General features: G+C 35.6%; 23 protein-coding genes. 17 read left to right on the forward strand and 6 right to left on the reverse strand.

The features are described 5' to 3' along the window. Positions 1-15: 15 nt before the first annotated feature. Positions 16-669, forward strand: coding sequence for a ribulose-phosphate 3-epimerase (gene rpe, locus BR43_RS16310; RefSeq protein WP_034563872.1), 654 nt, complete (start codon positions 16-18; stop codon positions 667-669). A gap of 1 nt (position 670) precedes the next feature. Next, on the forward strand, positions 671-1,114 hold the full coding sequence (gene rpiB / locus BR43_RS16315; protein ID WP_034563874.1) for a ribose 5-phosphate isomerase B: 444 nt from the start codon (positions 671-673) through the stop codon (positions 1,112-1,114). Positions 1,115-1,394: 280 nt separating this feature from the next. Here the strand turns inward: rpiB and BR43_RS20650 are convergent, their stop codons facing one another. Beyond that, entirely contained in the window at positions 1,395-1,937 is a 543-nt protein-coding gene (locus BR43_RS20650) for a TetR/AcrR family transcriptional regulator (RefSeq protein ID WP_034563876.1), read from the reverse strand. 165 nt (positions 1,938-2,102) lie between these two features. Here BR43_RS20650 and BR43_RS16325 point away from each other — a divergent pair, with 165 nt between their 5' ends. Beyond that, positions 2,103-2,843 (forward strand): SDR family oxidoreductase, encoded by a 741-nt coding sequence (locus tag BR43_RS16325; RefSeq protein WP_034563878.1) that lies wholly within the window; start codon positions 2,103-2,105, stop codon positions 2,841-2,843. A 53-nt stretch (positions 2,844-2,896) separates the two neighbouring features. Here BR43_RS16325 and BR43_RS16330 read toward each other — a convergent pair whose 3' ends face one another. Genes BR43_RS16330 through BR43_RS16340 form a run of 3 tightly spaced genes read right to left on the reverse strand, consistent with a single transcriptional unit; the run spans position 2,897 to position 5,747 of the window. Continuing rightward, positions 2,897-3,910 carry a FecCD family ABC transporter permease gene (locus BR43_RS16330; RefSeq protein WP_034563879.1) on the reverse strand — a complete coding sequence of 338 codons (1,014 nt, stop codon included), beginning with the start codon at positions 3,908-3,910 and terminating at the stop codon, positions 2,897-2,899. Then, a complete protein-coding gene (locus tag BR43_RS16335) occupies positions 3,907-4,938 on the reverse strand; it encodes a FecCD family ABC transporter permease (protein WP_034563881.1) in 1,032 nt (343 codons plus the stop codon). Before BR43_RS16335 ends, BR43_RS16330 begins: the two co-directional genes overlap by 4 nt. Positions 4,939-4,949: 11 nt before the next feature. Further along, entirely contained in the window at positions 4,950-5,747 is a 798-nt protein-coding gene (locus BR43_RS16340) for an ABC transporter ATP-binding protein (RefSeq protein ID WP_051934006.1), read from the reverse strand. Positions 5,748-5,938: 191 nt separating this feature from the next. Here BR43_RS16340 and BR43_RS16345 point away from each other — a divergent pair, with 191 nt between their 5' ends. From BR43_RS16345 to BR43_RS16380, 8 genes are all read left to right on the forward strand, one after another. Further along, complete coding sequence (locus tag BR43_RS16345; RefSeq protein WP_034563883.1) at positions 5,939-6,910, forward strand: iron-hydroxamate ABC transporter substrate-binding protein; 972 nt, start codon at positions 5,939-5,941, stop codon at positions 6,908-6,910. Positions 6,911-7,144: 234 nt separating this feature from the next. Further along, positions 7,145-7,414: a DUF3130 family protein gene (locus tag BR43_RS16350; protein WP_034563885.1), complete on the forward strand. Its 270-nt coding sequence runs from the start codon at positions 7,145-7,147 to the stop codon at positions 7,412-7,414. Continuing rightward, a complete protein-coding gene (locus BR43_RS16355) occupies positions 7,411-7,770 on the forward strand; it encodes a hypothetical protein (RefSeq protein ID WP_034563888.1) in 360 nt (119 codons plus the stop codon). The genes BR43_RS16350 and BR43_RS16355 overlap by 4 nt, the downstream gene beginning before the upstream one ends. Continuing rightward, positions 7,763-9,220, forward strand: coding sequence for a T7SS effector LXG polymorphic toxin (locus BR43_RS19710; protein ID WP_169741072.1), 1,458 nt, complete (start codon positions 7,763-7,765; stop codon positions 9,218-9,220). The genes BR43_RS16355 and BR43_RS19710 overlap by 8 nt, the downstream gene beginning before the upstream one ends. Positions 9,221-9,224: 4 nt before the next feature. Next, positions 9,225-9,674, forward strand: a complete 450-nt coding sequence (locus tag BR43_RS16365; protein ID WP_034563890.1) for a hypothetical protein — start codon at positions 9,225-9,227, stop codon at positions 9,672-9,674. 23 nt (positions 9,675-9,697) lie between these two features. After that, on the forward strand, positions 9,698-10,603 hold the full coding sequence (locus BR43_RS16370) for a pre-toxin TG domain-containing protein (RefSeq protein WP_034563892.1): 906 nt from the start codon (positions 9,698-9,700) through the stop codon (positions 10,601-10,603). After that, a complete protein-coding gene (locus BR43_RS16375; RefSeq protein WP_034563894.1) occupies positions 10,604-11,104 on the forward strand; it encodes a hypothetical protein in 501 nt (166 codons plus the stop codon). 237 nt (positions 11,105-11,341) lie between these two features. After that, positions 11,342-11,944: a hypothetical protein gene (locus tag BR43_RS16380; RefSeq protein ID WP_034563896.1), complete on the forward strand. Its 603-nt coding sequence runs from the start codon at positions 11,342-11,344 to the stop codon at positions 11,942-11,944. Positions 11,945-12,191: 247 nt separating this feature from the next. Here BR43_RS16380 and BR43_RS16385 read toward each other — a convergent pair whose 3' ends face one another. Next, complete coding sequence (locus tag BR43_RS16385; protein ID WP_034563899.1) at positions 12,192-12,944, reverse strand: MurR/RpiR family transcriptional regulator; 753 nt, start codon at positions 12,942-12,944, stop codon at positions 12,192-12,194. A gap of 144 nt (positions 12,945-13,088) precedes the next feature. Between BR43_RS16385 and BR43_RS16390 the strand changes: the two genes are divergently transcribed. The 6 genes from BR43_RS16390 to BR43_RS16410 all read left to right on the forward strand — a co-directional run bounded on the left by BR43_RS16390 (position 13,089) and on the right by BR43_RS16410 (position 21,466). After that, positions 13,089-15,092 carry a fructose-specific PTS transporter subunit EIIC gene (locus BR43_RS16390; protein WP_034563902.1) on the forward strand — a complete coding sequence of 668 codons (2,004 nt, stop codon included), beginning with the start codon at positions 13,089-13,091 and terminating at the stop codon, positions 15,090-15,092. 92 nt (positions 15,093-15,184) lie between these two features. Then, positions 15,185-17,809: a glycoside hydrolase family 38 N-terminal domain-containing protein gene (locus tag BR43_RS16395; RefSeq protein WP_034563904.1), complete on the forward strand. Its 2,625-nt coding sequence runs from the start codon at positions 15,185-15,187 to the stop codon at positions 17,807-17,809. Next, the gene (locus BR43_RS16400) at positions 17,806-19,494 is read left to right on the forward strand and encodes a sugar phosphorylase (protein ID WP_034563907.1); all 1,689 of its coding nucleotides are present in this window, start codon (positions 17,806-17,808) and stop codon (positions 19,492-19,494) included. The genes BR43_RS16395 and BR43_RS16400 overlap by 4 nt, the downstream gene beginning before the upstream one ends. Then, positions 19,491-20,609, forward strand: a complete 1,119-nt coding sequence (locus BR43_RS16405) for a glycerate kinase family protein (RefSeq protein ID WP_034563909.1) — start codon at positions 19,491-19,493, stop codon at positions 20,607-20,609. Before BR43_RS16400 ends, BR43_RS16405 begins: the two co-directional genes overlap by 4 nt. A 198-nt stretch (positions 20,610-20,807) precedes the next feature. After that, a complete protein-coding gene (locus tag BR43_RS19715) occupies positions 20,808-21,077 on the forward strand; it encodes a nitrous oxide-stimulated promoter family protein (RefSeq protein WP_342668054.1) in 270 nt (89 codons plus the stop codon). Continuing rightward, positions 21,074-21,466 (forward strand): YbaN family protein, encoded by a 393-nt coding sequence (locus BR43_RS16410; protein WP_034563911.1) that lies wholly within the window; start codon positions 21,074-21,076, stop codon positions 21,464-21,466. The genes BR43_RS19715 and BR43_RS16410 overlap by 4 nt, the downstream gene beginning before the upstream one ends. 101 nt (positions 21,467-21,567) lie before the next feature. On the opposite strand, the gene BR43_RS16415 is transcribed toward BR43_RS16410, so the two are convergent. Beyond that, positions 21,568-21,966 carry a VOC family protein gene (locus BR43_RS16415; protein ID WP_034563913.1) on the reverse strand — a complete coding sequence of 133 codons (399 nt, stop codon included), beginning with the start codon at positions 21,964-21,966 and terminating at the stop codon, positions 21,568-21,570. Between the last annotated feature and the right edge of the window lie 44 nt (positions 21,967-22,010).

Here is a 22,010-nt window from a genome sequence, read left to right on the forward strand (position 1 = left end):
AATGGAGGAACTATTATGAATAAATTAATTTGTCCGTCAATGATGTGTGCTGATTTTAGTCAATTAAAAGAGGAGGTCCAACAGTTAGATCAAGCGGGTACAGATATTTTCCATATTGATTTTATGGATGGTGTCTTTGTTCCTAATTTTGGGATGGGCTTACAAGATTTTGAATTGATTCGTAAATCCACTGAGAAGTTAGTCGATGTGCATTTGATGATTCAACATCCAGCGGAATATGTGGAAAGGTTTGCAGATATGGGAGCGGATATTATTTATTTTCATCCAGAAGCAGATCAACATCCTGCGCGAACGTTAGACAAGATACGTGCAAAAGACAAAAAGGCTGGGATTGCTATTAATCCTGGAACATCGATTGAAACAATTCAAGAGTTATTGCCATTAGTGGATTATTTAATGGTAATGACCGTAAATCCTGGTTTTGCTGGACAAAAATATTTAGGCTATGTCGATCAAAAAATTGAAAAATTAGCGACATTAAAAAATCAGCATCATTATGAGATTATGGTGGATGGAGCAATTTCTTCAGAGCGTATTCGTAATTTAAGTCAAAAAGGTGTCACGGGATTCGTTTTGGGAACTTCGGCACTATTTGGTAAGGAACAAAGTTATCAAGAAATTATTACCCAATTAAAAGGAGGAAATTAAGATGAAACTAGCAATTGGCAGCGATCATGTAGGAATTGAGTTAAAACCAGCGATTATTGAATATGTGAAAGAATTAGGTCATAAGGTTGAGGATTTTGGACCCTATTCAGCAGAGCGCACAGATTATCCGATTTATGGTAAAAAAGTTGCAGAAGAAGTAGCCGCTGGGAATTTTGATGGTGGGATTTTGATTTGCGGAACAGGTGTTGGGATTTCGATTACAGCTAACAAAGTTCAAGGAATCCGAGCGGTTGTTTGTAGTGAACCTTATTCAGCAAAATTATCCAAAGAACATAATAATACCAACATTGTTGCCTTTGGTTCGCGAGTTATTGGTAGTGAATTAGCTAAAATGATTGTCAAAGAATGGTTAGAGGCTGAATTTGAAGGTGGCCGTCACGAGAATCGAGTGAAGATGATTACTGATATTGAAAAAATAAACTGAAAGAAGGAGGAACATTCTGAGTTATGAAAAGGTAGCTCATTCAGGAAATCGTTACTCAAGTTGGTAGTGCAGCGACTATTGATTCATTGTATAACAAGAGTAAGATTTACCTTAAATGATTCTAAAATACTTAATAAAAATGAAATTGAAAAAATAGAAAGAGTCAAAGCAGAAGCCGTTAATTTAATGATTAAATAAAGGTGGAAAACCAAGAGGCTGAGATATAAATCTAGAACGTGAAACAAAATTAATTTTTAAGGTTGCTTCACGTTTAGTTACTTTAATTTTCTTTAGTTTGCAATAATAGCTGCCAAAGTTTTTCAAATAATTCTAAATAGCCATCATTTTCCCAACGGTTGGCAAAATAAGGATTATGGAAGTAAACAAAAGCTGTTAGGATTGCTTCACCAAAATTGATCCATCCGCTGATTTCTTCGGCTTTTTTTGCGAGATGGTGTAGATGCTGCGTCACTAAGTCAGAATTTTTTTCAATGTAATCTGTATAAAGTAGAAACATCCGTTTATCTGTTTTATAGAGAGCTTTTTTTGTCTGTGCTAATAACCAAAGCCACTCATGTAAAGCTTCGGTTTTAGTCAGCGAAGCTTCTGGTTTCCAAGCTAAAATAGGGTCAGAAGTTTCAGCAAGCCAATGTAGTGCTAATTTTTGAAATAAGTCTTCTTTATTTTTATAATGCTTATACAGCGCTGCATGAGTGACACCTAAGCGTTTGGCAATATCATAAAGTGTTGTCTTTTCCATGCCTTTTTCATAAATAATCATTTCAGTCATAGTTAATATTTTTTCCTGTGTTAATTTTGCCATAAATGCACCTCAAATCCATTGTTTCTTCGTTTATTAGTATACACTAATTTTATAAGGTTACAAATTGTTGACAAAGTAACTAAAAAGCGTATAATCCAATCCAAGAAGTTACTTTTTTAAAAAATAGTAACTTTTGTGAATTTGACTATAAAGGAGTAGATAAAAATGACCAAGCAAACAACAAAACGGGTAGCACTTATTATTGGTGGGACTGGTGGAATTGGTAAATCAGTTGTAGAAAAGCTAGCCAAAGAAGGGTTTGCCGTAGCAATTCATTATGCAAGCAATCAAGGAAAAGCTAATGATTTGGTAAAAGCAATTATAAATCAAGATGGTGAAGCAATTAGTGTTGGTGGTGATAGTAGTAATGAAGAAGCGATGAAAGAAGTCTTTCATTCTGTTGAGGAACATTTCGGTGGGATTGATGTTGTAGTAAATACGGCAGGAATTATGTTGTTAAGTCCGATTGCTTCTTTAGAGCTAACGGATTTAGATAAAATCTATCAAACCAATATTCGTGGTACCTTTATTGTTTCTAAATATGCCGCTCAAAACATTCGTTCAGGCGGTGCATTAATTAATTTTTCAACATCTGTAACTAAGACACAATTTCCAACTTATGGTGCTTATGTTGCAAGTAAGGCAGCGGTGGAATCTATGACCTTAATTTTGGCTAGAGAATTACGAGGAAAAGATATTACCGTTAATGCCGTTGCTCCTGGTCCAACAGCAACCCCTCTATTTTTAGATGGAAAAACAGAAGAAGCCATCCAACAATTAGCACAGGCGACTCCCCTTGAACGTTTAGGACAACCAGAAGATAGTGCTGAAATAGTGGCATTTTTAGCAGGTCCAGCTCGTTGGATCAATGGACAAGTGCTTTTCACCAATGGTGGCTTAGCCTAAACAAAAACGGATGAATTCACTACACCATGTAATGAATTCATCCGTTTTGATCTTTAATTTTCTCCACGTGAAAGAATATATAGAAAGTAAGGAGCACCGATAATGGAAACTAGAATCCCTGCTGGCATTTCAGCTGGAGAGATGACCACACGACCTAAAGTATCCGCAACAATCAATAAAGAACTTCCTATTAAAGCTGATAAAGGCAATAAATAACGATGGCGACTACCTACTAATTGACGAGCCAAATGAGGTGCTAATAATCCAATAAACCCGATACCTCCACTAACTGAAACACTTACACCAGCAATTGCAACCGCAATACTTAATAGTATCACTCGTTCTTTTTCTAAATTAACGCCTAGTCCAATAGTGGCTTCTTCACCTAAACTAAATAAATCTAATACTTTAGCTTTACGAAAGGCTAAAGGAACTAAGATAACTAACCAAAGTAAAAGAACCCAGACAAAGACCCAACTAGAACCCCAAATACTCCCCGCAAGCCAAGTTGTAATAAATTGATACTTAGTTGGTGATAATCTTAAAGTGAAAACAATCATTAAAGCAGTAATCCCGGCAGCTACTGCAACCCCAGTTAGCACAAATCTAGTTGTTGTAATGCCCTCGCCTTTTTTATATGAAAGCAGATAAATAAGCAGAGTGGCTACTGCTGCACCAATAAAAGCAATGATAGGTAAAAGAAAAACGGAGCTACCTGAGGCAGAAGAGAAGTAAGTGACAAATAATAAAACAGCAATTCCAGCTCCAGCGTTAATTCCTAATATTCCTGTATCAGCTAAAGGATTTCTAGTGACACCTTGTAAAATACAGCCTGAAATAGCCAAGCCCGCACCAACTAAAATAGCTAAACTAATTCTAGGCAAACGAAAATCATAAAGGATTAATTCTTGTTGTGAGGTTCCATTTCCAATTAAGGTTTGAAAAATTTCATTTGGCGATAACGTCATTAGCCCTGTATTCATGCTAATTAAAAAACATAGCCCGATAAAAATTAGTAATAGCCCAATCGTTAGCCAATAAGTTTTTTGCTTAAATCGATTACTCATACAGAACGACCTCCATTTCTCGCTAAATAAAGAAAGAAGGGAATACCGATTAAAGAAATCAAGGCACCAAAAGGCGTTTCAAATGGAGGGTTAATCAGTCGTGCACCTAAATCAGCTAGCACCACTAATACTCCACCTAAGAGGGCAGAACAAGGAATCACTAAACGATAATCATTTCCTACCAAACTACGCGTCATATGAGGGATAAGTAAGCCAACAAAACCAATAGGTCCAACAACTGATACAGAGGCACCTGCTAAAATTAAAACAATCCCCATTCCTAAAAAACGAATCAAAGTGACATTTTGACCTAAACTAATGGCAACCTCTTCTCCAAGGTTTAATAAGGTGATGGATTTAGCTAAGAAAATAGCACCGATAAAGGCAACAATCAACCAAGGTGTCATAATTTTTAGATTTTCCCATGTAGCGCTAGCTGTTCCACCAACATACCAAAAAGCCAAGTCTTGTCCAGTATTTTTATAGAGGGAAATAGCTTGGCTAAGGGAAGCTAATAAGGCACTAACAGCTGTTCCAGCTAAGATTAGCCGTAAAGGAGTGAAACCACCTCGACCAAGAGAGCCAATACCATAAACTAACAAGGCACCTAACCCAGCACCTAAAAAAGCCAATAAAATTAAATAAAGATAAGGTAGTTTTGGGAAAAAAGCAAAAGAGATTGCCATCATTAATGAAGCTCCGGCATTTAAGCCTAACAGACCAGAATCGGCTAATGGATTTTTGGTCATTCCCTGCATCATTGCTCCAGCTACAGCCAGACTTCCGCCAACAAGAGCTGCACCTATTACTCGTGGAATTCGGATGCTCCGAATAATTTGCTGACTAGTTTCTTCTTTTTGAAAATCAGTTAGGGCCTTAATGACAGTTTGAAAATCAATATTGGCTGCACCTAAAGAGATTGATAAGAGCATCACAAAAAGTAACAAGCACAGTCCAAATGATAAAATCCAAATAGAGCGAGTACGGTATTTTTTTTGAATAGGTAGTAGTGTATTTTCTTGATTCATAGAAAAGCTCCTTATATCGTTGTTTCGGTGCTTAATTCGTAGGTAAGGCAAATCGGATTGCCATTTTGTGGAGAGGGAATTAAGGTTGCTTCAATATCAAAAATCGTTTTTAAATTAGCAACAGTCATCACTTCTTTTGGTGTACCAGCAGTGACTAAAGCGCCGTCTTTCATGGCAATCATATGATGGGCAAAGCGAGAAGCGTGGTTTAAATCATGAATCGCCATAATAATCGTGCGTTCTTCATCTTGATTTAACTTTTCCAATAATAATAAAATATCCAATTGATGGGCCATATCTAAATAAGTAGTAGGTTCATCTAAAATTAGAATGTTTGTATCTTGGGCTAATGCCATTGCAATCCAAACACGTTGTCGTTGTCCACCAGAAAGAGCATCCACATTTTGGTTTTTGATTGAGCTTAAGCCAGTCATCTCAATTGCCCAATGAATTTTTTCATGATCTAAAGTGGAAAGCGTACCAAATCCCTTTTGATAGGGAAAACGTCCATAGGAAACGAGTTCAAAAACCGTTAGTCCTTCAGGAACTTCCATTGATTGAGGGAGAATCGCCATTTTTTTGGCTAATGCTTTTGTTTTATAGTGTTGAATTTTTTGACCATCCAGATAAATGGATCCACTTTGTGTTTTTAGTAATCTAGAAATTGATTTTAATAATGTGGATTTCCCACATCCATTTGGTCCGATTAAGGTGGTTATTTTTTTTTCGGGAATTTCTAAAGTTAAATCGTGAATAATTGGTTTGTTTCCATAACTGGCGATTAGATGTTCAGTTGTAATGGCAGTCATAAAAGGATTCCTTCTTCCTAGTGATAATGGTTCTCACTGTTATATCTCTTAAATTATAGTAGAGTGAAAAGTAAATAGCAACTGAAATTTAAAGATGTAGACAGGATAGCTGAACATAAAAAATATTGACATAGTCAATTAAATAGCTGACAATGAGAATGCTTATCAGTTAGAAATAAGGAGGAAATTTAATGAAGAAAAATAAAATAGTGATTTGGACAGCTCTAATACTAATGTTAGTTTTAGCTGGGTGTCGAAATACAGAAAATCAAAAGGCCGGCTCAAGTAGTGAGACAACGAGTGCTGTAGCAGAACCAAGGGAATTAAAGGATTTTTTAGGAAATCAAGTTAGTGTTCCGGCAACACCAAAGCGTGTGATTGGCTCGTATTTAGAAGATTATCTGGTTGCATTGGGTGTTACGCCAGTTGCTCAATGGTCGGTAAATGACGGAAAATCCATTCAAAATTATTTGGAAGGTTCACTAAAAAATGTTCCAACAATTGCCCATGATTTACCTTTTGAAGCTGTAACTAGCTTTAAGCCAGACTTGTTATTAATTTCCTCATCAGGAACAGTTGAAGGTGGCAAATACGATCAATATGCGAAAATTGCGCCAACTTATGTTGTGGAAAATGGTGAAACGGTAAATTGGCGGGATCAATTAATCGAAGTTGGGAACGTTTTGAATAAAAAAGCAGATGCTGAAAAAGTTTTAAAAGAATATGATGAAAAAACGAAAACAGCTAAAGCGGATATCAAAAAAGCTACAGCAGGTGAATCTGCAGCTGTTATTTGGGTAGTAAACAATGCCGCATTTATGGTAAGTGAAAAAACTTCAAGTGGAGCGGTTTTATATGGTGAATTAGGTTTGAAAGTTCCTAATCTAGTTAAAGAAATTTCAGAGAAGGCAACGGCAAATTGGTCAGCTGTTTCTTTAGAAAAATTAGCCGAGTTAGATGCGGATAACATTTTCTTAGTCAATAGTGATCGTGCCAATGGTGCAGCAATGTTAGAGGATGCTATTTGGAAAAATATTCCAGCTGTAAAAAATGGACGGGTGTATGAATTTGGTCCTGAGACAAGTTGGTTATATACAGGTCCAATTGCCAATGGTCAAATTATTGATGATGTCTTAGCAAGTTTAGTGAAGAAAGATAGATAAAATAGAAACGATTCTGAGAGTTGAAAATACGAAGCCATTCGTATTTTCAACTCTCAGAATCATATTTAGGATACAAAGAGGAGAGTCTCTCAAATACATCAGGACAAAAAAGACGTCAACGCAAGGCACACATATAGAACTAAATAAGAGAAAAAACGAATTTTATTTAATCTTGTGATATAATTAATTATAAGGAATTACAAATTTTTTAATTTTTACAGGAGGATTTAAAAAATGACCGAGATTAAACATGATTCACAAAAAGCGCTTGCTTTTTCTAGTGGATTGGTTCTGCCTTCAATGGCACCCTATTCAGTTGGGAATACATCCATTTCCGCTTCTGATGGAAGTGCAGTGAAAGACAGCCAAAGTGTTCTTACACAATTAACGAATCTCACGGAAAAATTTGAAACTAGTACTCAAACTGATGGGAAAAATATTCTAGCAATGAGTGATTCTTATGAGAAAACCGATGCAGAAATAAAGCAGGTATTTTCTAAATGAAGGACAAATTAGACTCACACACAATTTCAAAACAGCTCCAACAAGTTGATGATGAAAAAGTTGAATTATCAAAAAAGAAGACTCTATGGGAAGAGTATCAGGATCATTGGGATTACATACAGCAACAAGAACAAGATGTATTAGGTGAAGTGGATTATCTTAGCCAACAGACAGCCTCTGCCAGAGATGCCTCACAACAATTAGACTATTTTGAAGAAGAACGTAGGAAACATAGCCATTTTATTGCCAAGATTGAGGATGAATTTGACCAAAAGAAAAAGAAGCTTATTACATTAGAAGATGATTTAAATGAAGATTATTTTAAAGCCAAAAAGAAGGAGGCTGCCAATGACTAGATTTAACTACACCGAAGTCAAGGCGGCATACGCGGCGGTTCAAACGGCACGAGTCACTTATTTACCGACCTTTTCAAAAATCGAAAAAACCGTTGATGAGTTCACCACTTCACCTGATTTAACAGGTCTTGGTTGGGATGCCGCCAAAGAAGCACTCTCCCCCTATACAGTTGTGTCGAAAGCGTTGTATAATTATCACTGTGACTTCGGTGAAATCTCCGCCGCCTTTCTCGCTAGTTTTGAAAGTGAAGTTGGCGAAACAACCAAGGTTTTAGATACTGATCAATTAAGAGATTTACAAGATAGACTGAATCGGATCCAACAAGAAAAAGCTGATTTAATGGAGAATATCGCCACTAATATTTTAAGTGGAATGATGGATACTGCTGGAATTGGTGTTTTTTACAAAGATTTTCAGATTGGACAAACCCAGAAAAAAGTCGATTTATTGGAAAAGTACGAAACCTTTGAAACCAATCATGCCAATGATTTTACGGAACTTGTGGCACTTGGAAATGAATTAGAACAGGCAATGGATGATTTAGGAAAAAGTAAGAGTTTTGATAAGAAAACTGGAGCTTACACCTATGTCGATTGTTCTGGAAAAGACTGGTATAAAAAGATTTCTGACTATAACACCGCCTCCCCTACTCAGCGGATTGAGATTGTCCAAACGGATGAATATGGCTATGGGTTGAAAGTTTATATCGATGGACATTACAGCAAACAAGCTTCGGACAATCTCATGTATGCCCAATCGCAAGACTATTTGAAGGAAATGGGGATGACCGCTGTCACAATGACTGGCGAATTAACCGGTGCATATGATGTTTACCGTCTATTCACTGGAAAAGATCCACTAACGGGTGATAAAACAGGGCGCTTAGAAGCGGGACTTTGGACAGCCATCTTGTTATTACCACAAGCCAAAATGGTCATGGCAGCGAAGGAATTAAAAGCTGGAAATAAGGCACTTAAAGGGTTAAATTTGACAGAAAAAGAATTGAAACTGTTGAATAAAGCTGAGTATTTTGAGGATGTTGGGAAACTTGAGAAAGTTAGTGGGACTGGAACACAGATTGGAAAACATTCTGTAGAAACTTTAAATAGAGACCAAACTAGGACAATAGTTGAAAATCTTTTAGACAATGGAGAAATAAGCTTAAAAGATTTACAAAATATGATTCCAGAAGGTACTCCAAATACATTTAAGCCTACAGATACAATGAAAAATGGTGCGAAATATGAATTTCAATTATCTGATGGTCAGAAAGCTATTGTTAGATGGCATGAACCGGATCCTGTTGCAGCAGCCAAGTTTCCAGATTCAGCATCAGGTTCAAGATGGACAGCTCAAATTAAGATAGGAAATAAACAAGTAACTATTGATGGATTATGGACGAAAAAGCAAAACTTAAATGAAGTTCATGTTCCAATTCAAGGGAGGTAATACAATGGGAAAAGTTATGAAAAAAGAAGATTATTCTGAAATGCCATGGCTGTCTGCAGATAAATTATATTTATTATTTGAACAAGCTCTCATGGACTTTAAAAATAAAAAATTAACTAAGAAAGAATTTTTTGATATTCTGGACGAATTGATGATGAGGCAAGGAGATACTTACGAAAACTTAAAAGAACCTTTGAGAAGTAAACTAGATAGTGTTTTATGTAGTTTATGGAATACAGAAAATTATGATGATGTAGATATCATTACATCATTACTAATAAATTTAGGATTGAAAAAGACTTATACTAAAATGAAAAAATCTATTAAAGATAATACAAATATATCTTCAGAAATACTTGAAGAAATAGAAGATACCATTGAAGAGGTTGGGGATAATATAGAAGATCCTTATCATGATTACATGAAGGAAACAACAGAACCCGATCCCGAATAATCGATAAAATAAAAAGACACCCTATGGATGATTTAGGGAACACTAAATCATTTGATAAGAAAACTGGAACTTACACCTATGTCGATTGTTCTGGAAAAGACTGGTACAAGAAGATTTCTGACTATAACGACGTCTCCCCTACTCAGCGGATTGAGATTGTTCAAACGGATGACTACGGCTATGGATTGAAAGTTTATATTGATGGACATTATAGCAAACAAGCTTCGGATAATTTGATGTATGCCCAATCGCAAGACTATTTGAAAGAAATGGGTAGGACCGCTGTCACAATGACTGGAGAATTAACTGGTGCGTATGATGTTTACCGTCTATTCACTGGAAAAGATCCGCTAACGGGTGACAAAACGAGTCGTTTAGAAGCTGGACTTTGGACAGCCATCTTGTTATTACCTCAAGCAAAAATGGTGATGGCAGCGAAAGAACTAAAAGCTGGAAATAAGGCTCTTAAAGGGTTGAATTTGACAGAAAAAGAATTGAAACTGTTGAATAAATCTGGGTATTTTGAGGATGTTGGGAAGCTTGAGAAAGCTAGTGGGGCTGGAAAACTAAAAAATCCAGAGATAGGAAATAAACTTGACTATCTTTTCGGAAAAGCCAAGGGAAATAAACACAACATTCAAAGGTCACAAACTATGCAAAGTGAGTTAAGTAAGATTGGTATTTATGATACGCCAAGTAGCAGAGAACTTTTGAATAATCATTTGAAAAATGTAGTGAATGATTCTTCAAATATTTTAAAAATAGAATCTAGGAGCTATATAGCTAAGGAGTTACCTGGTACACCAACAGTAAATTATACAGCTACTGTAAGAGAGAGCTTTTTAAAAGGTCCTAACGGAGGCGTAAAAATAGAATCTGTTTGGGATGGAGATAGACTACTAACGATAATTGTTAAAGGTGGGAAATAAATGAATTCTTTTGAGAAAAAATCTTATGAATCAGCGGTTGAACTAGAACAAAGCTTAGATGAAAATTCTTTTTTATTCAGTGAAGAAATTTCTGAAAGTAACAAATTCATAAAATTTAGTAATAATTTGGTTGACATAGGATTTATTTACTATGATGTAGGTTTGGAGCCCCAGATAAAGTTGTTAACTTTATCAAATAATATATTCGTAGGAATAAACAGCATTTATGCTTGTCTAGACTATACCACTAAGACTGTATTGTTTGAAGAAAAATTGCCTTCTCTGTTATATGAAATAATGATAGATTCAGATTCTAAATATATTGTATTCATTTGTGAATTAGATGTATTTGTTTATGAAAATGGCGGTTCTTTATTATGGAGTATGGGATTTAGAAATGTAATCGAAGATTACTACTTAGAGGGAACAGAATCCATTGTTATTGAATGTGATGATGGTGATAAAACAACATTTTCTCTAGAGTCAGGAAGGGTAGAATAAAAAGCACATGCCCCAATAAAGAAAGTCAATAGCAACGTTAGGAGAGCTTAGCGGTCTATTGACTTTCTTTATAGTATTTTACGGATTAGAAGAGTCATTCTTATCTTTCTCTTTTTATTCTGCTTCTTTTAGAAATTGTTTTATGGCAATTATCTTCATAACTTCCATGGAAAAACATTCTAGCAATGAGTGATTCCTATGAGAAACCGATGCAGAAGTAAAGCAGGTATTCTCTAAATGAAGGACAAATTAGACTCGTATACGATTTCAAAACAGCTCCAACAAGTTGACGATGAAAAAGTTGAATTGTCAAAAAAGAAGACTCTATGGGAAGAGTATCAGGATTATTGGCATTACTTACAGCGACAAGAAAAAGCTGATTTAATGGAGACGATTGCCACTAATATTTTAAGTGGAATGATGGATGTAGCTGGAATTGGTGTTTTTTACAAAGATTTCCAGATTGGACAAACCCAGAAAAAAGTCGATTTATTGGAAAAATACGAAACCTTTGAAACCAACCATGCCAATGATTTTACTGAACTTGTGGCACTTGGAAATGAATTAGAACAAGCAATGGATGATTTAGGAAAAAGTAAGAGTTTTGATAAGAAAACTGGAACTTACACCTATGTCGATTGTTCTGGAAAAGACTGGTACAAGAAGATTTCTGACTATAACGACGCCTCTCCTACTCAGCATATTGAGATTGTTCAAACCGATGACTATGGCTATGGGGTGAAAGTTTATATTGATGGACATTATAGCAAACAAGCTTCGGATAATTTGATGTATGCTCAATCGCAAGCTTATTTGAAGGAAATGGGTTTCATATCATAAACCAACAAATGGATTCAGCAACTAACGAAGTAGAACTAGAAATGAAGTATCCTTAATGACAAATTAGGCACATTGAGTACTTTGTCCTATGATTATCAAGAATTAAAAACAGTATTCAGTAAATTTAGTTTTGTGATAAGTAAGAAAAGTCCTTCAATTGTTAAATTGTTGGACTTTTTTTGTTTGGCGAGGTTAACAGTTGGCAGAAAACATTATTCGTAGCATAATGAAGTTAATCAGGTGTTTGTTATTCGTTGCTATATTTCTTTAAATAAATTTCAAGAATTAAATCAGCATGAATCATTAAAAAGGCGCGGGAGGTAATGTCATAATTATGAAAGACATTTGTTGGCACACCGCTGGCGATGCTGCGATTAGCAATCTTATTCAAGGAATTAGAAGGTGAATTGGTGATGGAAAGAATAGTTCCACCTTTTTGTTTTACTTTTGTAGCGGAGACCGTTAAGCTTTTTGTTTCGCCACTCATACTCATAAAAATAACTAAATCATCAGATTTAATCAGTTGAGGCAGCAAGTCTAACATATGGGATTCATAAATATACATGGAAGGACGGTTTAGTTGGTACAACCGTTTGCTCATATACTCAGCAATTGGTTTTGTTAGACCGACACCAATTAAAAAAAGATTATTGGCTTGTTTTATTTTTTGAGCGAAGTATTCCAATGTTTCTAATGTTATTAAATCTAATGAATTTTGAAAAAAATTTTTATATTGACCAAGTAAATCTTTTTCTTTAATGTAAACAGTTTGTGACAGCAAACGATCTGTTTCATATTTGAACTGGGAGAATCCTTGAAAGCCTAATTTTTGCGTCAAACGAATAATTGTAGAATTAGAAGAAGCGACTTTGTGAGCTAAGTCTGTAAGATTTAGCTGACTAATTAATTCTGGAGAATTATCCAATTCTAAAAAAACAGCTTTTTCTGATTCGCTTAATTCAGTAAGTTTATTTTCATATAAATCCATTAAAAGACCCATTTTTAACACCCTTTCAAGCTAATATAATTCTATTCTACATGAACTTGGATAATTATCCAAACATTGGATGAAAAAAAGTAGTTTTTATTGTTATATTAAGTGCGTAAAGAAAGCGCATGTAACAAATAGAAAAGGAGAATTAAAATGAATATTTCTATGATGACACAACCAGAATTAATCAAAGCAAAAACATCTTTAGATACAAGAGAAGCTATTTTAAAAGAGCTAACTGATCTACTTTACCAAAAAGGATATATCCAAAATACAGAACAATTTCTTGCTTCAGTATACGAACGTGAAGAACACTCAGAAACAGGAATGGAAAAAGGTTTAGCTATTCCTCATGGTAAAAGCGCTGCAGTGGTTAAGGCAGGATTTGCTGTAATGACATTAGATAAGCCACTTAAAAAAAGAGCATGGCCATCATTAGACCCTGATAATCAAGTCGATATTATTTTCTTATTAGCAATTCCAGAAGCCGAAGCAGGTTCCACCCATTTAAAATTACTTTCTAAACTAAGTACGAATTTAATGGATGATTCTTTTGTTGCCAGTTTAGAGAAAGCGCATACTTCAAAAGAACTTTATGAATTATTAGTCCAAAAAGATCATGAGTCAATTGAAGAAAAATCAGCTGAACCACAAGTGAAAACTGATCGATTTATCTTAGGCGTTACTGCTTGTGCAACCGGAATTGCTCATACCTACATGGCTGCAGAAGCCTTAGAAAAGGCAGCTAAAGAGTTAGGTGTTACGATTCGAGTGGAAAAACAAGGTGCCAATGGACTTGAAGATCGTGTGACGCGTGAAATGATTGAAGCGGCAGATGGTGTTATATTTGCTGTAGATACAAAGGTTAAGGGGCGCGAAAGATTTGCTGGAAAACCTTATATTGAAGTTAAGGTGGCAGAACCTTTGAAAAATAGTCAGAGCTTAATTCAACAAGTTCTAAAAAAACCTCAAGGAATTGTGGCAAGCAGTAGTGTAAGTGAAGAAGATTCATTGACGAGTACCCCTAAAAAAGGCCTTAAATCAGAGTTGATGACGGCAGTTATGACAGGGATTTCATACATGATTCCTTTACTTGTAGCAGCAGGTTTGATGCTTGGCATCGCTAAGCTAACTTGGGCGCTAGTACTTGGCATGGACCCTGGTGCGATTGGTAACGCTGATTACAATGGTGTTGGTGGTTTAATTGAGTTTCTCCACACACTAGATGCTTTTGGTAATATGTTATTTAAATTTATCTATCCCGTCTTTGCAATGTTTGCAGCTTATTCAATTGCCGATCGAACTGGTTTAATCGCTGGTTTTGCTGGTGGATTATTCGCTGGCGGTTTGCATTATACGTTTTGGGGTGTTGACGGTGGGATTCCGAGCGGTTTCTTAGGAGCACTTGTTTTAGGTGTAACTGCTGGTTATGTATCCCGTTTCCTAAATGAAAAAATTAAATTAAGTAAGAATTTAAGCGCCATGAAACCAATGTTCTTGATTCCTGGTTTATCTGTACTAACTATTTTTGTTTTAAATTTATTTATAGTTGATCCTGTGTTTGGTGGATTAAATAAATTAATCTCAGATGCAATTGTGAGTATGAGTGGTTCAGGTCAATTAGGGTTATCTGCGATTATTGCTGCAGCGACGGCATTTGATTTAGGCGGACCTATTAATAAGGCAGCTGGTGCGATTGCAATTGGCTTATCAGCAGATCATATTTTCCCACTTACACCTCGGGTTTTAGCGATTGTTATTCCACCACTAGGTTTAGGATTGTCAACAATGATTGATCGTTTTGTTGTAAGACGTCGTGTTTACCCACAAGATTTACGAGTAGTTGGTGGAACTTCTTTCTTATTAGGATTTTTAGCAATTTCAGAGGGCGCAATTCCATTTATGTTACGCAATCCACTAATTACAATTCCGATTAATGTTGTAGGTGCAATTGCTGGTTCTTGTACAGCAGTAGCATTAGGTGCAGTTCAATGGTTGCCTTTACCGGCTGTTTGGGGTTGGCCATTAGTAACTAATTTACCGGCCTATTTAATTGGACTATTAGTCGGTGTATTGGTTGTAGCGTTTGGTAATATCTTTGTTCGCTTTGCAATTATTAAGAAAAAAGAAGCGAACGGTGAAAAAGTTGATAATTAATTAGTTAGAAATTAGGACAAGCACTTTATGAGTTTGTCCTAATCCTTATTTTAAGAAAATAACGAATTAAGTTTAGGATAGGTGAAATTGTTATGAAGAGAAAAGTTTTTGTCGTACCCCACAGTCATTGGGATCGTGAGTGGTATTTTTCAATAGAGGATTCAAATACATTATTAACAGAAAATATGTCTCAGTTAATTCATTATTTAGAGGCTCATCCAGAATTTCCAACCTATACGTTTGACGGTCAATATTCAGTGGTTGCTGATTATTTAAAGCATTCACCAGAAAATCAAGCTAGAATTAAAAAACTAGTTCAAAATAATCGTCTGCATATTGGACCTTGGTATACACAAAATGACACGCTATTAGTTCAAACAGAGTCAATTATTCGGAATCTTTTAATTGGGAAAAAAGGTGCAGAGACATTTGGTCATTCAATGGATATCGGCTATTTGCCAGATGTATTTGGTCAGCATGCGTATTTACCAAGTATTTTTAAACGTTTTGGGATCACTCACAGCGTCTTACAACGTGGTTTATATACGGAGCAAATCAAAGATAATCTGAATTTTATCTGGGAAGCACCTAATAAAGAATCGATTGCTGCTAATAATCTTTTTTTTGGATATGGACCAGGGAAATTTTTAGCGGATGATGATGAATATCTGACTAAAACATTGCTGCCTATTTTAGAATCGCTTGAGAAGATGAATCCAGAAGGCAGTCCCTTATTATTGCCGGCAGGTGGTGATCAAGTGTTTGTTAGAAAAAATTTTCCAAAAGTAATCGAGGCTTTAAATCAAAAAGACTTGAACTATGAGTTTATCTTATCGGATTATGAAAGCTTTATGGAGTCAGCTGGGGAAGATCAACAAAAATACAAAACAATCCGAGGCGAGTTGCTTGCAAGTCAAAAATCAAGAATACACAATACCATTCGTTCTCAACGCGTAGATATTAAATTAACAAATGCAAGAGTAGAAGAAAAAATCTATCAACAATTGGAACCTCTAGGTGTTCTAAGTCAACAGCTTGGTGGAAATTATCCGCAAACATGGATTCATACGTGTTTAACCTTATTATTTGATGTACACGCCCATGACTCAATCGGTGGCTGTAATTCAGACGAAACGAATCAAGAGATTATGAACCGTCTGAATAAAGTGGAGCGAATCGTCGATGATTACCTTAATATTCTTAAAAAACAAATTAGTCGAGGTATCTTAGGAGAAGAGGGGACAGGAGTTGTTGCCTTTAATCTTTTGCCAAAAGCAACTTGTAAAAAATTAACTTTTACTTTATTTACGAAAGAACCAGATGTGTGCTTAGTGGGATGTGATGGTCAGTTATTGCCACAAAGTATTAATGTACAAACGTATATTTCTGGCGGAAAGCAAGTAAAAGTAACTGCGGATGGAGAAGTTGAAGTTGAATTGCCTGGTTATTATCGCAGTGAAGTGATTGCTGAAGTTAACTTTACTGGTTTTGGTTACAAGCAGTTAACTATTAGCCAACAAGAAAATCAAATCAGTCAAGACAGACAGACAACGACTATCGCCAACTGTTATTATGAAATCTCAGTAATTGAAGGACAAATCTGCTTGACTAGGAAATCAGATGGTCAAAGAAAGATGGGGCTATTTGATTTTGAGAATACAACGGATGCTGGTGATTCTTATGACTATTCACCTGCAAATGATGCTAAACCAACATTTTCAACTGATTTTATCATAAAATCAGTTCATACTTCAGCTATGCAAAGCGAAATGATCTTAGAAACAACAATCAAAGTAGCCCATGATTTTCAAACAAGAAATGAACTGACAAAAGAACAAGTAATTGAAACTTCAATCAAATTAATTACTGGTTCAGAATTAATTCAAATTCAGCATACTATCAAAAATGAAGTGAAAGATCACCGAATTAGAGTGCGCTTTTTAGGAGAAAATCTTACGGGTAAAAATTATGCTGAACAAGGCTATTCGATCTTAGAACGTGAAAATCAAAACCCACATTTAAAAAACTGGCGAGAAACTGGTTTTGCAGAGGCTCCTCAAGCCATTTACCCGTTGGAGCGATTTGTTTCTGTTAATGAAATTGCTGGAAATGTGACGTTATTTACTAAAGGTCTTAAAGAATACGAAGCAACCCAAGACTGTTTAAGTTTAACCCTATTTAGAAGTGTTGGATTACTGGGTAAAGATGATCTTGCATGGCGTCCAGGAAGGGCCTCTGGAATTAATAATAAAATCGTTTGGACACCAAACGCACAGATGCAAGGTGAGTTAACCTTTGCATATGGCTATAAATGGTCTCCAGAGATATTAGATATAGCAGCGACGTACCAAACAGCTGAAGAATTTACCAGTCATCAGTTAACCTATCATTTACAAGCGCTAAATGTTTTTGAGGAAAGATTGGATCGCTTTGAATTGCCACAACCAGAAGGATTAACTCATTTACCAGTTGAAAAAACACTGCTTACTATTCAAAAAAGTGTATTTATTAGTGCATTTAAGAAAGCAGAAGATAGTGAAGCAACAATCTTAAGAATCTTTAATCCACAACATGAAACAATCGGTTTAAACTATCCTTTAAAAGATAGTGAATCGCTAAGTTTAGATGAACAGTTGTTGCATCAAACGACTCCAACTTTAAAAGCAAAAGATTATGCAACTTTAAAAATAGAGAAAGTAGGTGAACTAGCTAAATGAGTCCAATTGAAAAGGCTATAAAACCTAAATTAATCGCGGTTTATGGAGAGTTAAATGGAGAAAAAGCACTGACAGCCTTAGCACAAGTCATTGCCAAATTTGAAAAGGTAACTTTCCCAAAACAAACAAACATTAGTCAAAAAAATGTTTATTTGATTACCTACGGAGATAGCATTCAACGAACTGGCGAAGCTCCGTTAGTAACGTTAGACGACACGTTAAATCAAGTAGCAAAAAACTTAATTACAGATGTACATCTTTTGCCAATGTTTCCATATACCTCAGATGATGGCTTCTCAGTAGTAGATTATTATCAGATTGACCCAGATTTAGGGGATTGGACAATGATTGAACAATTGGGAAAAGACTATCGTTTAATGTTTGATTTTGTGGCGAATCATATGTCTAAATCAAGTGAATGGTTTCAAAAGTTTTTAGAGCAGGATACTGAATTTGAAACAGCTTTTATCAAAAAAAGTTCTGATTTTGATGCTGAGAATGTAGTGCGCCCGAGAACGAGCCCGTTATTTCACGAGTATCAAAATTCTAAAGGGGAGTTACTGTCTGCATGGACGACTTTTAGCGAAGATCAAGTGGATGTGAATATTCGCGACGTAGCGATGTTAGCACGATTGACTGATGTTATTTTGACTTACGCGCTTCAAGGAGCTTCTTCGATTCGGTTGGATGCGATTGGTTTTCTTTGGAAAGAGTCAGGCACGTCTTCGATGCATTTGACGCAAACCCATGAACTAATTAAAATATGGCGCTTGCTCCTAGATTATTTTGCTCCTCATACTCAGATTATTACAGAAACGAATGTGCCTCATGAAGAAAATATTAGCTATTTTGGAGTTGGGGAGGATGAAGCCAATATGGTGTATCAATTCCCTTTGCCACCTTTAGTGCTTCATACGTTTACTCAAAACAGTAGTTTGGCTCTATCGAAATGGGCTAAAGGAATTCACCGTGTTTCCAAATCAGGAACTTACTTTAATTTTTTAGCCTCTCATGATGGAATTGGAATGCGTCCAGTTGAAGGTCTTTTAACAGATGAAGAACGACAAGTATTGGTTGAAAAAGTTCAAGAAAATGGTGGGGAAATTTCCTATAAATCTAATCCTGATGGATCAGAGACAGTTTATGAATTAAATATTAATTATTCAGAAGCGCTACGTAACAATGGAGAAGAGGAACAAATAGCCGTTCAAAAAATGATTGCGGCTCATCATATCTTACTTTCAATGGTAGGTGTTCCAGCAATTTATTATCATTCTTTATTTGGTTCTAAAAATGACTTAGATGCTGTTAATAAATCAGGGATTAATCGACGAATTAACCGTGAAAAATTAGATGCAGATCAGTTAATCGCGGAACTTCAAACAAATGCTTATCGAAATCAGATTTTTACTGGGATTTCAGAATTAATTCAGTTGAGAAAAGAACACGCAAGTTTTAGTCCATATGCAGAGCAAGAAGTTCTTGATTTTGGTGAACACGTTTTTGTTTTAAAAAGAACAGCTGAAGAAACTGGACAAGTAGTGCTTTCCTTTACAAATGTTACCAATGAAACCATAGAATTAACTGAGTTGACTGGTTTAGAGCTTATTTCAAATCAAACGATTCAAGACAAATTAACACTTGCACCATATGGCGTTGCTTGGCTTGAGGTGACTGAGGTATGAGAGTAGCAGTTGCGATGGATTCTTTTAAAGGCAGTCTGACAAGCTTAGAGGCCGGACAGCAAATTGCTAAAGGGATTACTACAGTGGATTCGACAAGTATTGTAGATGTTTTTGAAGTTTCAGATGGTGGCGAAGGCAGTTTAAATGCTCTAAAAAATGGTCTGGTAGCATTTGAAGAAGTGAGCATAGAAGTTCCAGATACGCTGGGTCGTATCAGAAAAGTTAGCTATTTAATTACAGACTGGCATGGAAAACGTACGGCACTGATTGAGAGTGCTCTTGTGATTGGTCTTGAAAGTATTACTCCAAGTCCAGAAACGATTCAAAAAGGAACAAGTTTTGGTTTAGGTCAATTAATGAAGGATGCACTTGTGAAAAGATGTGAATGTATCATCATTTTTCTTGGTGGTACGGCAACTTCTGACGGTGGTTTAGGTCTGTTGTCAGGATTAGGCGAAGGCGATGTAACGATAAATCAAAATTTATTGTTTACCAAAGACTTGGAAGTTGAGATTGAACCACTAAAAGAAGAGTTAAAAGAAATCGACATTCTGATTGGCAGTGATGTTACCAATCCTTTTTATGGAGAATCTGGATTCGCCAACGTTTTTGCCAAACAAAAAGGCGCAACAGTTGAACAAATTGTATTACTAGACCAACAAGCGAAAAAATTTGCTGATAACATGCAAAAGACTTCAGGCATAGATTTAAATCAGATTGCTGGAACCGGCGCAGCGGGTGGAATCGCTGGAAGTTTAGTTTTACTGGGCGGTACAATTCATTCGGGCTTTGATCTAATTTCAGAACTAACGTATTTGGACGAAAAATTACAGCTGGCGGATGTTATCTATACTGGTGAAGGGAGTCTTGATTCTCAGTCAGCACAAGGAAAACTACCGATGAAAATTTGTGAGCTTGCTCAAAAAGCCAATATACCAGTAATCGCTTTAGTTGGCAGACGTAGCGAAGATATCGGTGAGTTAAGTCAAACTTTGCTTGCAACATTTTCAATTCAATTGGGTCCTATTTCTTTAGAAGATGCATTGAAGAAAGAAACTGCAAAGAACCAACTAATGTGTGTAGCGATAGAATCTTATCGGTTATTTCAATATTAAGTCTTGATGTAAGAGATTGTTAGGATCAAAAATCCTACAATCTTTTTTTTGTAAGAAAATGACAAGGATAATCATTCTGGCAAGGTTACTTGTATGCTATACTATTATTGAATGTGAAGTAATAGATAAATAGAAGTAGATATGAGAAAAATAAAGGATGGTCCCGTTATTCGTGGGGAAATGAAATGAATCAACTGTATGATTGCACTCTATTATCAAAATCAGTTGACTGAACAATCAATCCCTGAAAAAAGAATGCAAGATTACGTTTATAGCCGTTTAGTGAGCTGCCGTTTTGGCGAAGAAAAAACGACTTGTAAAAAATGTCTAGTTCATTGTTATCAAGAAAAATATCAAAGACAAATGAAGCGAATTATGCGTTATTCTGGACCGAAAAGGATAGTGAAGCATCCACTATTGTGTATACAACACAGATTTAGAGGACTGATAAGGAGAGTAGAAGCGTGAAGAAATGGTTATATATTGGGTTAGGTGGAGTTAGTTTTGGATTAGGAACAGTTGGAATTTTCTTGCCTTTTTTACCAACAACCGTGTTTTATTTATTAACAGGATTTTTTTGGATTCGTAGTTCAGAAAAGTCACATACGACATTCATTCAGTCGCCAAGTTATCAGAAATATGTGGAGAACCAGCTGATTCAAAAGAATATCTCAACGATCAATCTGTTAAAAATGTTTGTGGTGATGTTTATAGTTTTTCTAATCCCATGTATTTTTGTTGATAACTTAATGATGCGAGTAACATTGGCGATTATTTATATGGTCCATGTAGGTAGTTTGACCTGGTATTTAAAAAGGAAAAAGAAGACAGTTCAAATAGGGGAATTAAATGATTGACAAAAGCTTGCTTCGTTTGGTGAAAAAGTTTAATTAAGTATTTATTCAAAAAAAATAAAGGAAAGCCCGCTAGCTTAAAAAAGTTAGTGGGCTTTTTTGCTTTAGTCTAACATCCAGATAGGTTCAAGTATATTTCCATCTAGATCAAGAACTTCTAGGCTATACATTTGATCTTCATGAATTCCCATAGGAACACTATAAAAATCACCGCCATTTTCCTTAGCCATTTCAGCAAATTTTTGAACAGCAGTGGGACTATCTAACTGAATCGAAACGATTACACCAGTAGAATTTTTAGCATCGATAATTTGTTTATTAGGAGCAAATTGTTGATAAAAATCATGACTTAATAACATAATCCAAAAATGCTGATCCCAAATTAAAGCAGTGGCACCTTCGGTAGAAAAGGCTTGATTTTCAGTGAAACCTAACTTTTGATAAAAAGCTGTTGATTTTTCAACATCTGCCACAGGAAAATTAACAAAAATCATTGCTGACATAAAAATTCCTCCATTCTAGCGATTTTGACCGCGTTATATCTTGT

It is taken from the genome of Carnobacterium gallinarum DSM 4847 (assembly GCF_000744375.1).
In the GTDB taxonomy this organism is placed as follows: Bacteria; Bacillota; Bacilli; order Lactobacillales; family Carnobacteriaceae; genus Carnobacterium; species Carnobacterium gallinarum.

Excerpts from the sequence above, each read along its gene's own strand:
- BR43_RS19715 (WP_342668054.1), top strand. The coding sequence starts at position 20,808 with ATGATTGCACTCTATTATCAAAATCAGTTGACTGAACAATCAATCCCT.
- BR43_RS20650 (WP_034563876.1), bottom strand. The coding sequence starts at position 1,937 with ATGGCAAAATTAACACAGGAAAAAATATTAACTATGACTGAAATGATT.
- BR43_RS16345 (WP_034563883.1), top strand. The coding sequence starts at position 5,939 with ATGAAGAAAAATAAAATAGTGATTTGGACAGCTCTAATACTAATGTTA.
- BR43_RS16400 (WP_034563907.1), top strand. The coding sequence starts at position 17,806 with ATGAGTCCAATTGAAAAGGCTATAAAACCTAAATTAATCGCGGTTTAT.
- rpe (WP_034563872.1), top strand. The coding sequence starts at position 16 with ATGAATAAATTAATTTGTCCGTCAATGATGTGTGCTGATTTTAGTCAA.
- BR43_RS16415 (WP_034563913.1), bottom strand. The coding sequence starts at position 21,966 with ATGTCAGCAATGATTTTTGTTAATTTTCCTGTGGCAGATGTTGAAAAA.
- BR43_RS16405 (WP_034563909.1), top strand. The coding sequence starts at position 19,491 with ATGAGAGTAGCAGTTGCGATGGATTCTTTTAAAGGCAGTCTGACAAGC.
- BR43_RS16335 (WP_034563881.1), bottom strand. The coding sequence starts at position 4,938 with ATGAATCAAGAAAATACACTACTACCTATTCAAAAAAAATACCGTACT.
- BR43_RS16330 (WP_034563879.1), bottom strand. The coding sequence starts at position 3,910 with ATGAGTAATCGATTTAAGCAAAAAACTTATTGGCTAACGATTGGGCTA.
- BR43_RS16395 (WP_034563904.1), top strand. The coding sequence starts at position 15,185 with ATGAAGAGAAAAGTTTTTGTCGTACCCCACAGTCATTGGGATCGTGAG.
- BR43_RS16365 (WP_034563890.1), top strand. The coding sequence starts at position 9,225 with ATGGGAAAAGTTATGAAAAAAGAAGATTATTCTGAAATGCCATGGCTG.
- BR43_RS16380 (WP_034563896.1), top strand. The coding sequence starts at position 11,342 with ATGAAGGACAAATTAGACTCGTATACGATTTCAAAACAGCTCCAACAA.
- BR43_RS19710 (WP_169741072.1), top strand. The coding sequence starts at position 7,763 with ATGACTAGATTTAACTACACCGAAGTCAAGGCGGCATACGCGGCGGTT.
- BR43_RS16355 (WP_034563888.1), top strand. The coding sequence starts at position 7,411 with ATGAAGGACAAATTAGACTCACACACAATTTCAAAACAGCTCCAACAA.
- rpiB (WP_034563874.1), top strand. The coding sequence starts at position 671 with ATGAAACTAGCAATTGGCAGCGATCATGTAGGAATTGAGTTAAAACCA.
- BR43_RS16385 (WP_034563899.1), bottom strand. The coding sequence starts at position 12,944 with ATGGGTCTTTTAATGGATTTATATGAAAATAAACTTACTGAATTAAGC.
- BR43_RS16390 (WP_034563902.1), top strand. The coding sequence starts at position 13,089 with ATGAATATTTCTATGATGACACAACCAGAATTAATCAAAGCAAAAACA.
- BR43_RS16375 (WP_034563894.1), top strand. The coding sequence starts at position 10,604 with ATGAATTCTTTTGAGAAAAAATCTTATGAATCAGCGGTTGAACTAGAA.
- BR43_RS16340 (WP_051934006.1), bottom strand. The coding sequence starts at position 5,747 with ATGACTGCCATTACAACTGAACATCTAATCGCCAGTTATGGAAACAAA.
- BR43_RS16325 (WP_034563878.1), top strand. The coding sequence starts at position 2,103 with ATGACCAAGCAAACAACAAAACGGGTAGCACTTATTATTGGTGGGACT.
- BR43_RS16370 (WP_034563892.1), top strand. The coding sequence starts at position 9,698 with ATGGATGATTTAGGGAACACTAAATCATTTGATAAGAAAACTGGAACT.
- BR43_RS16350 (WP_034563885.1), top strand. The coding sequence starts at position 7,145 with ATGACCGAGATTAAACATGATTCACAAAAAGCGCTTGCTTTTTCTAGT.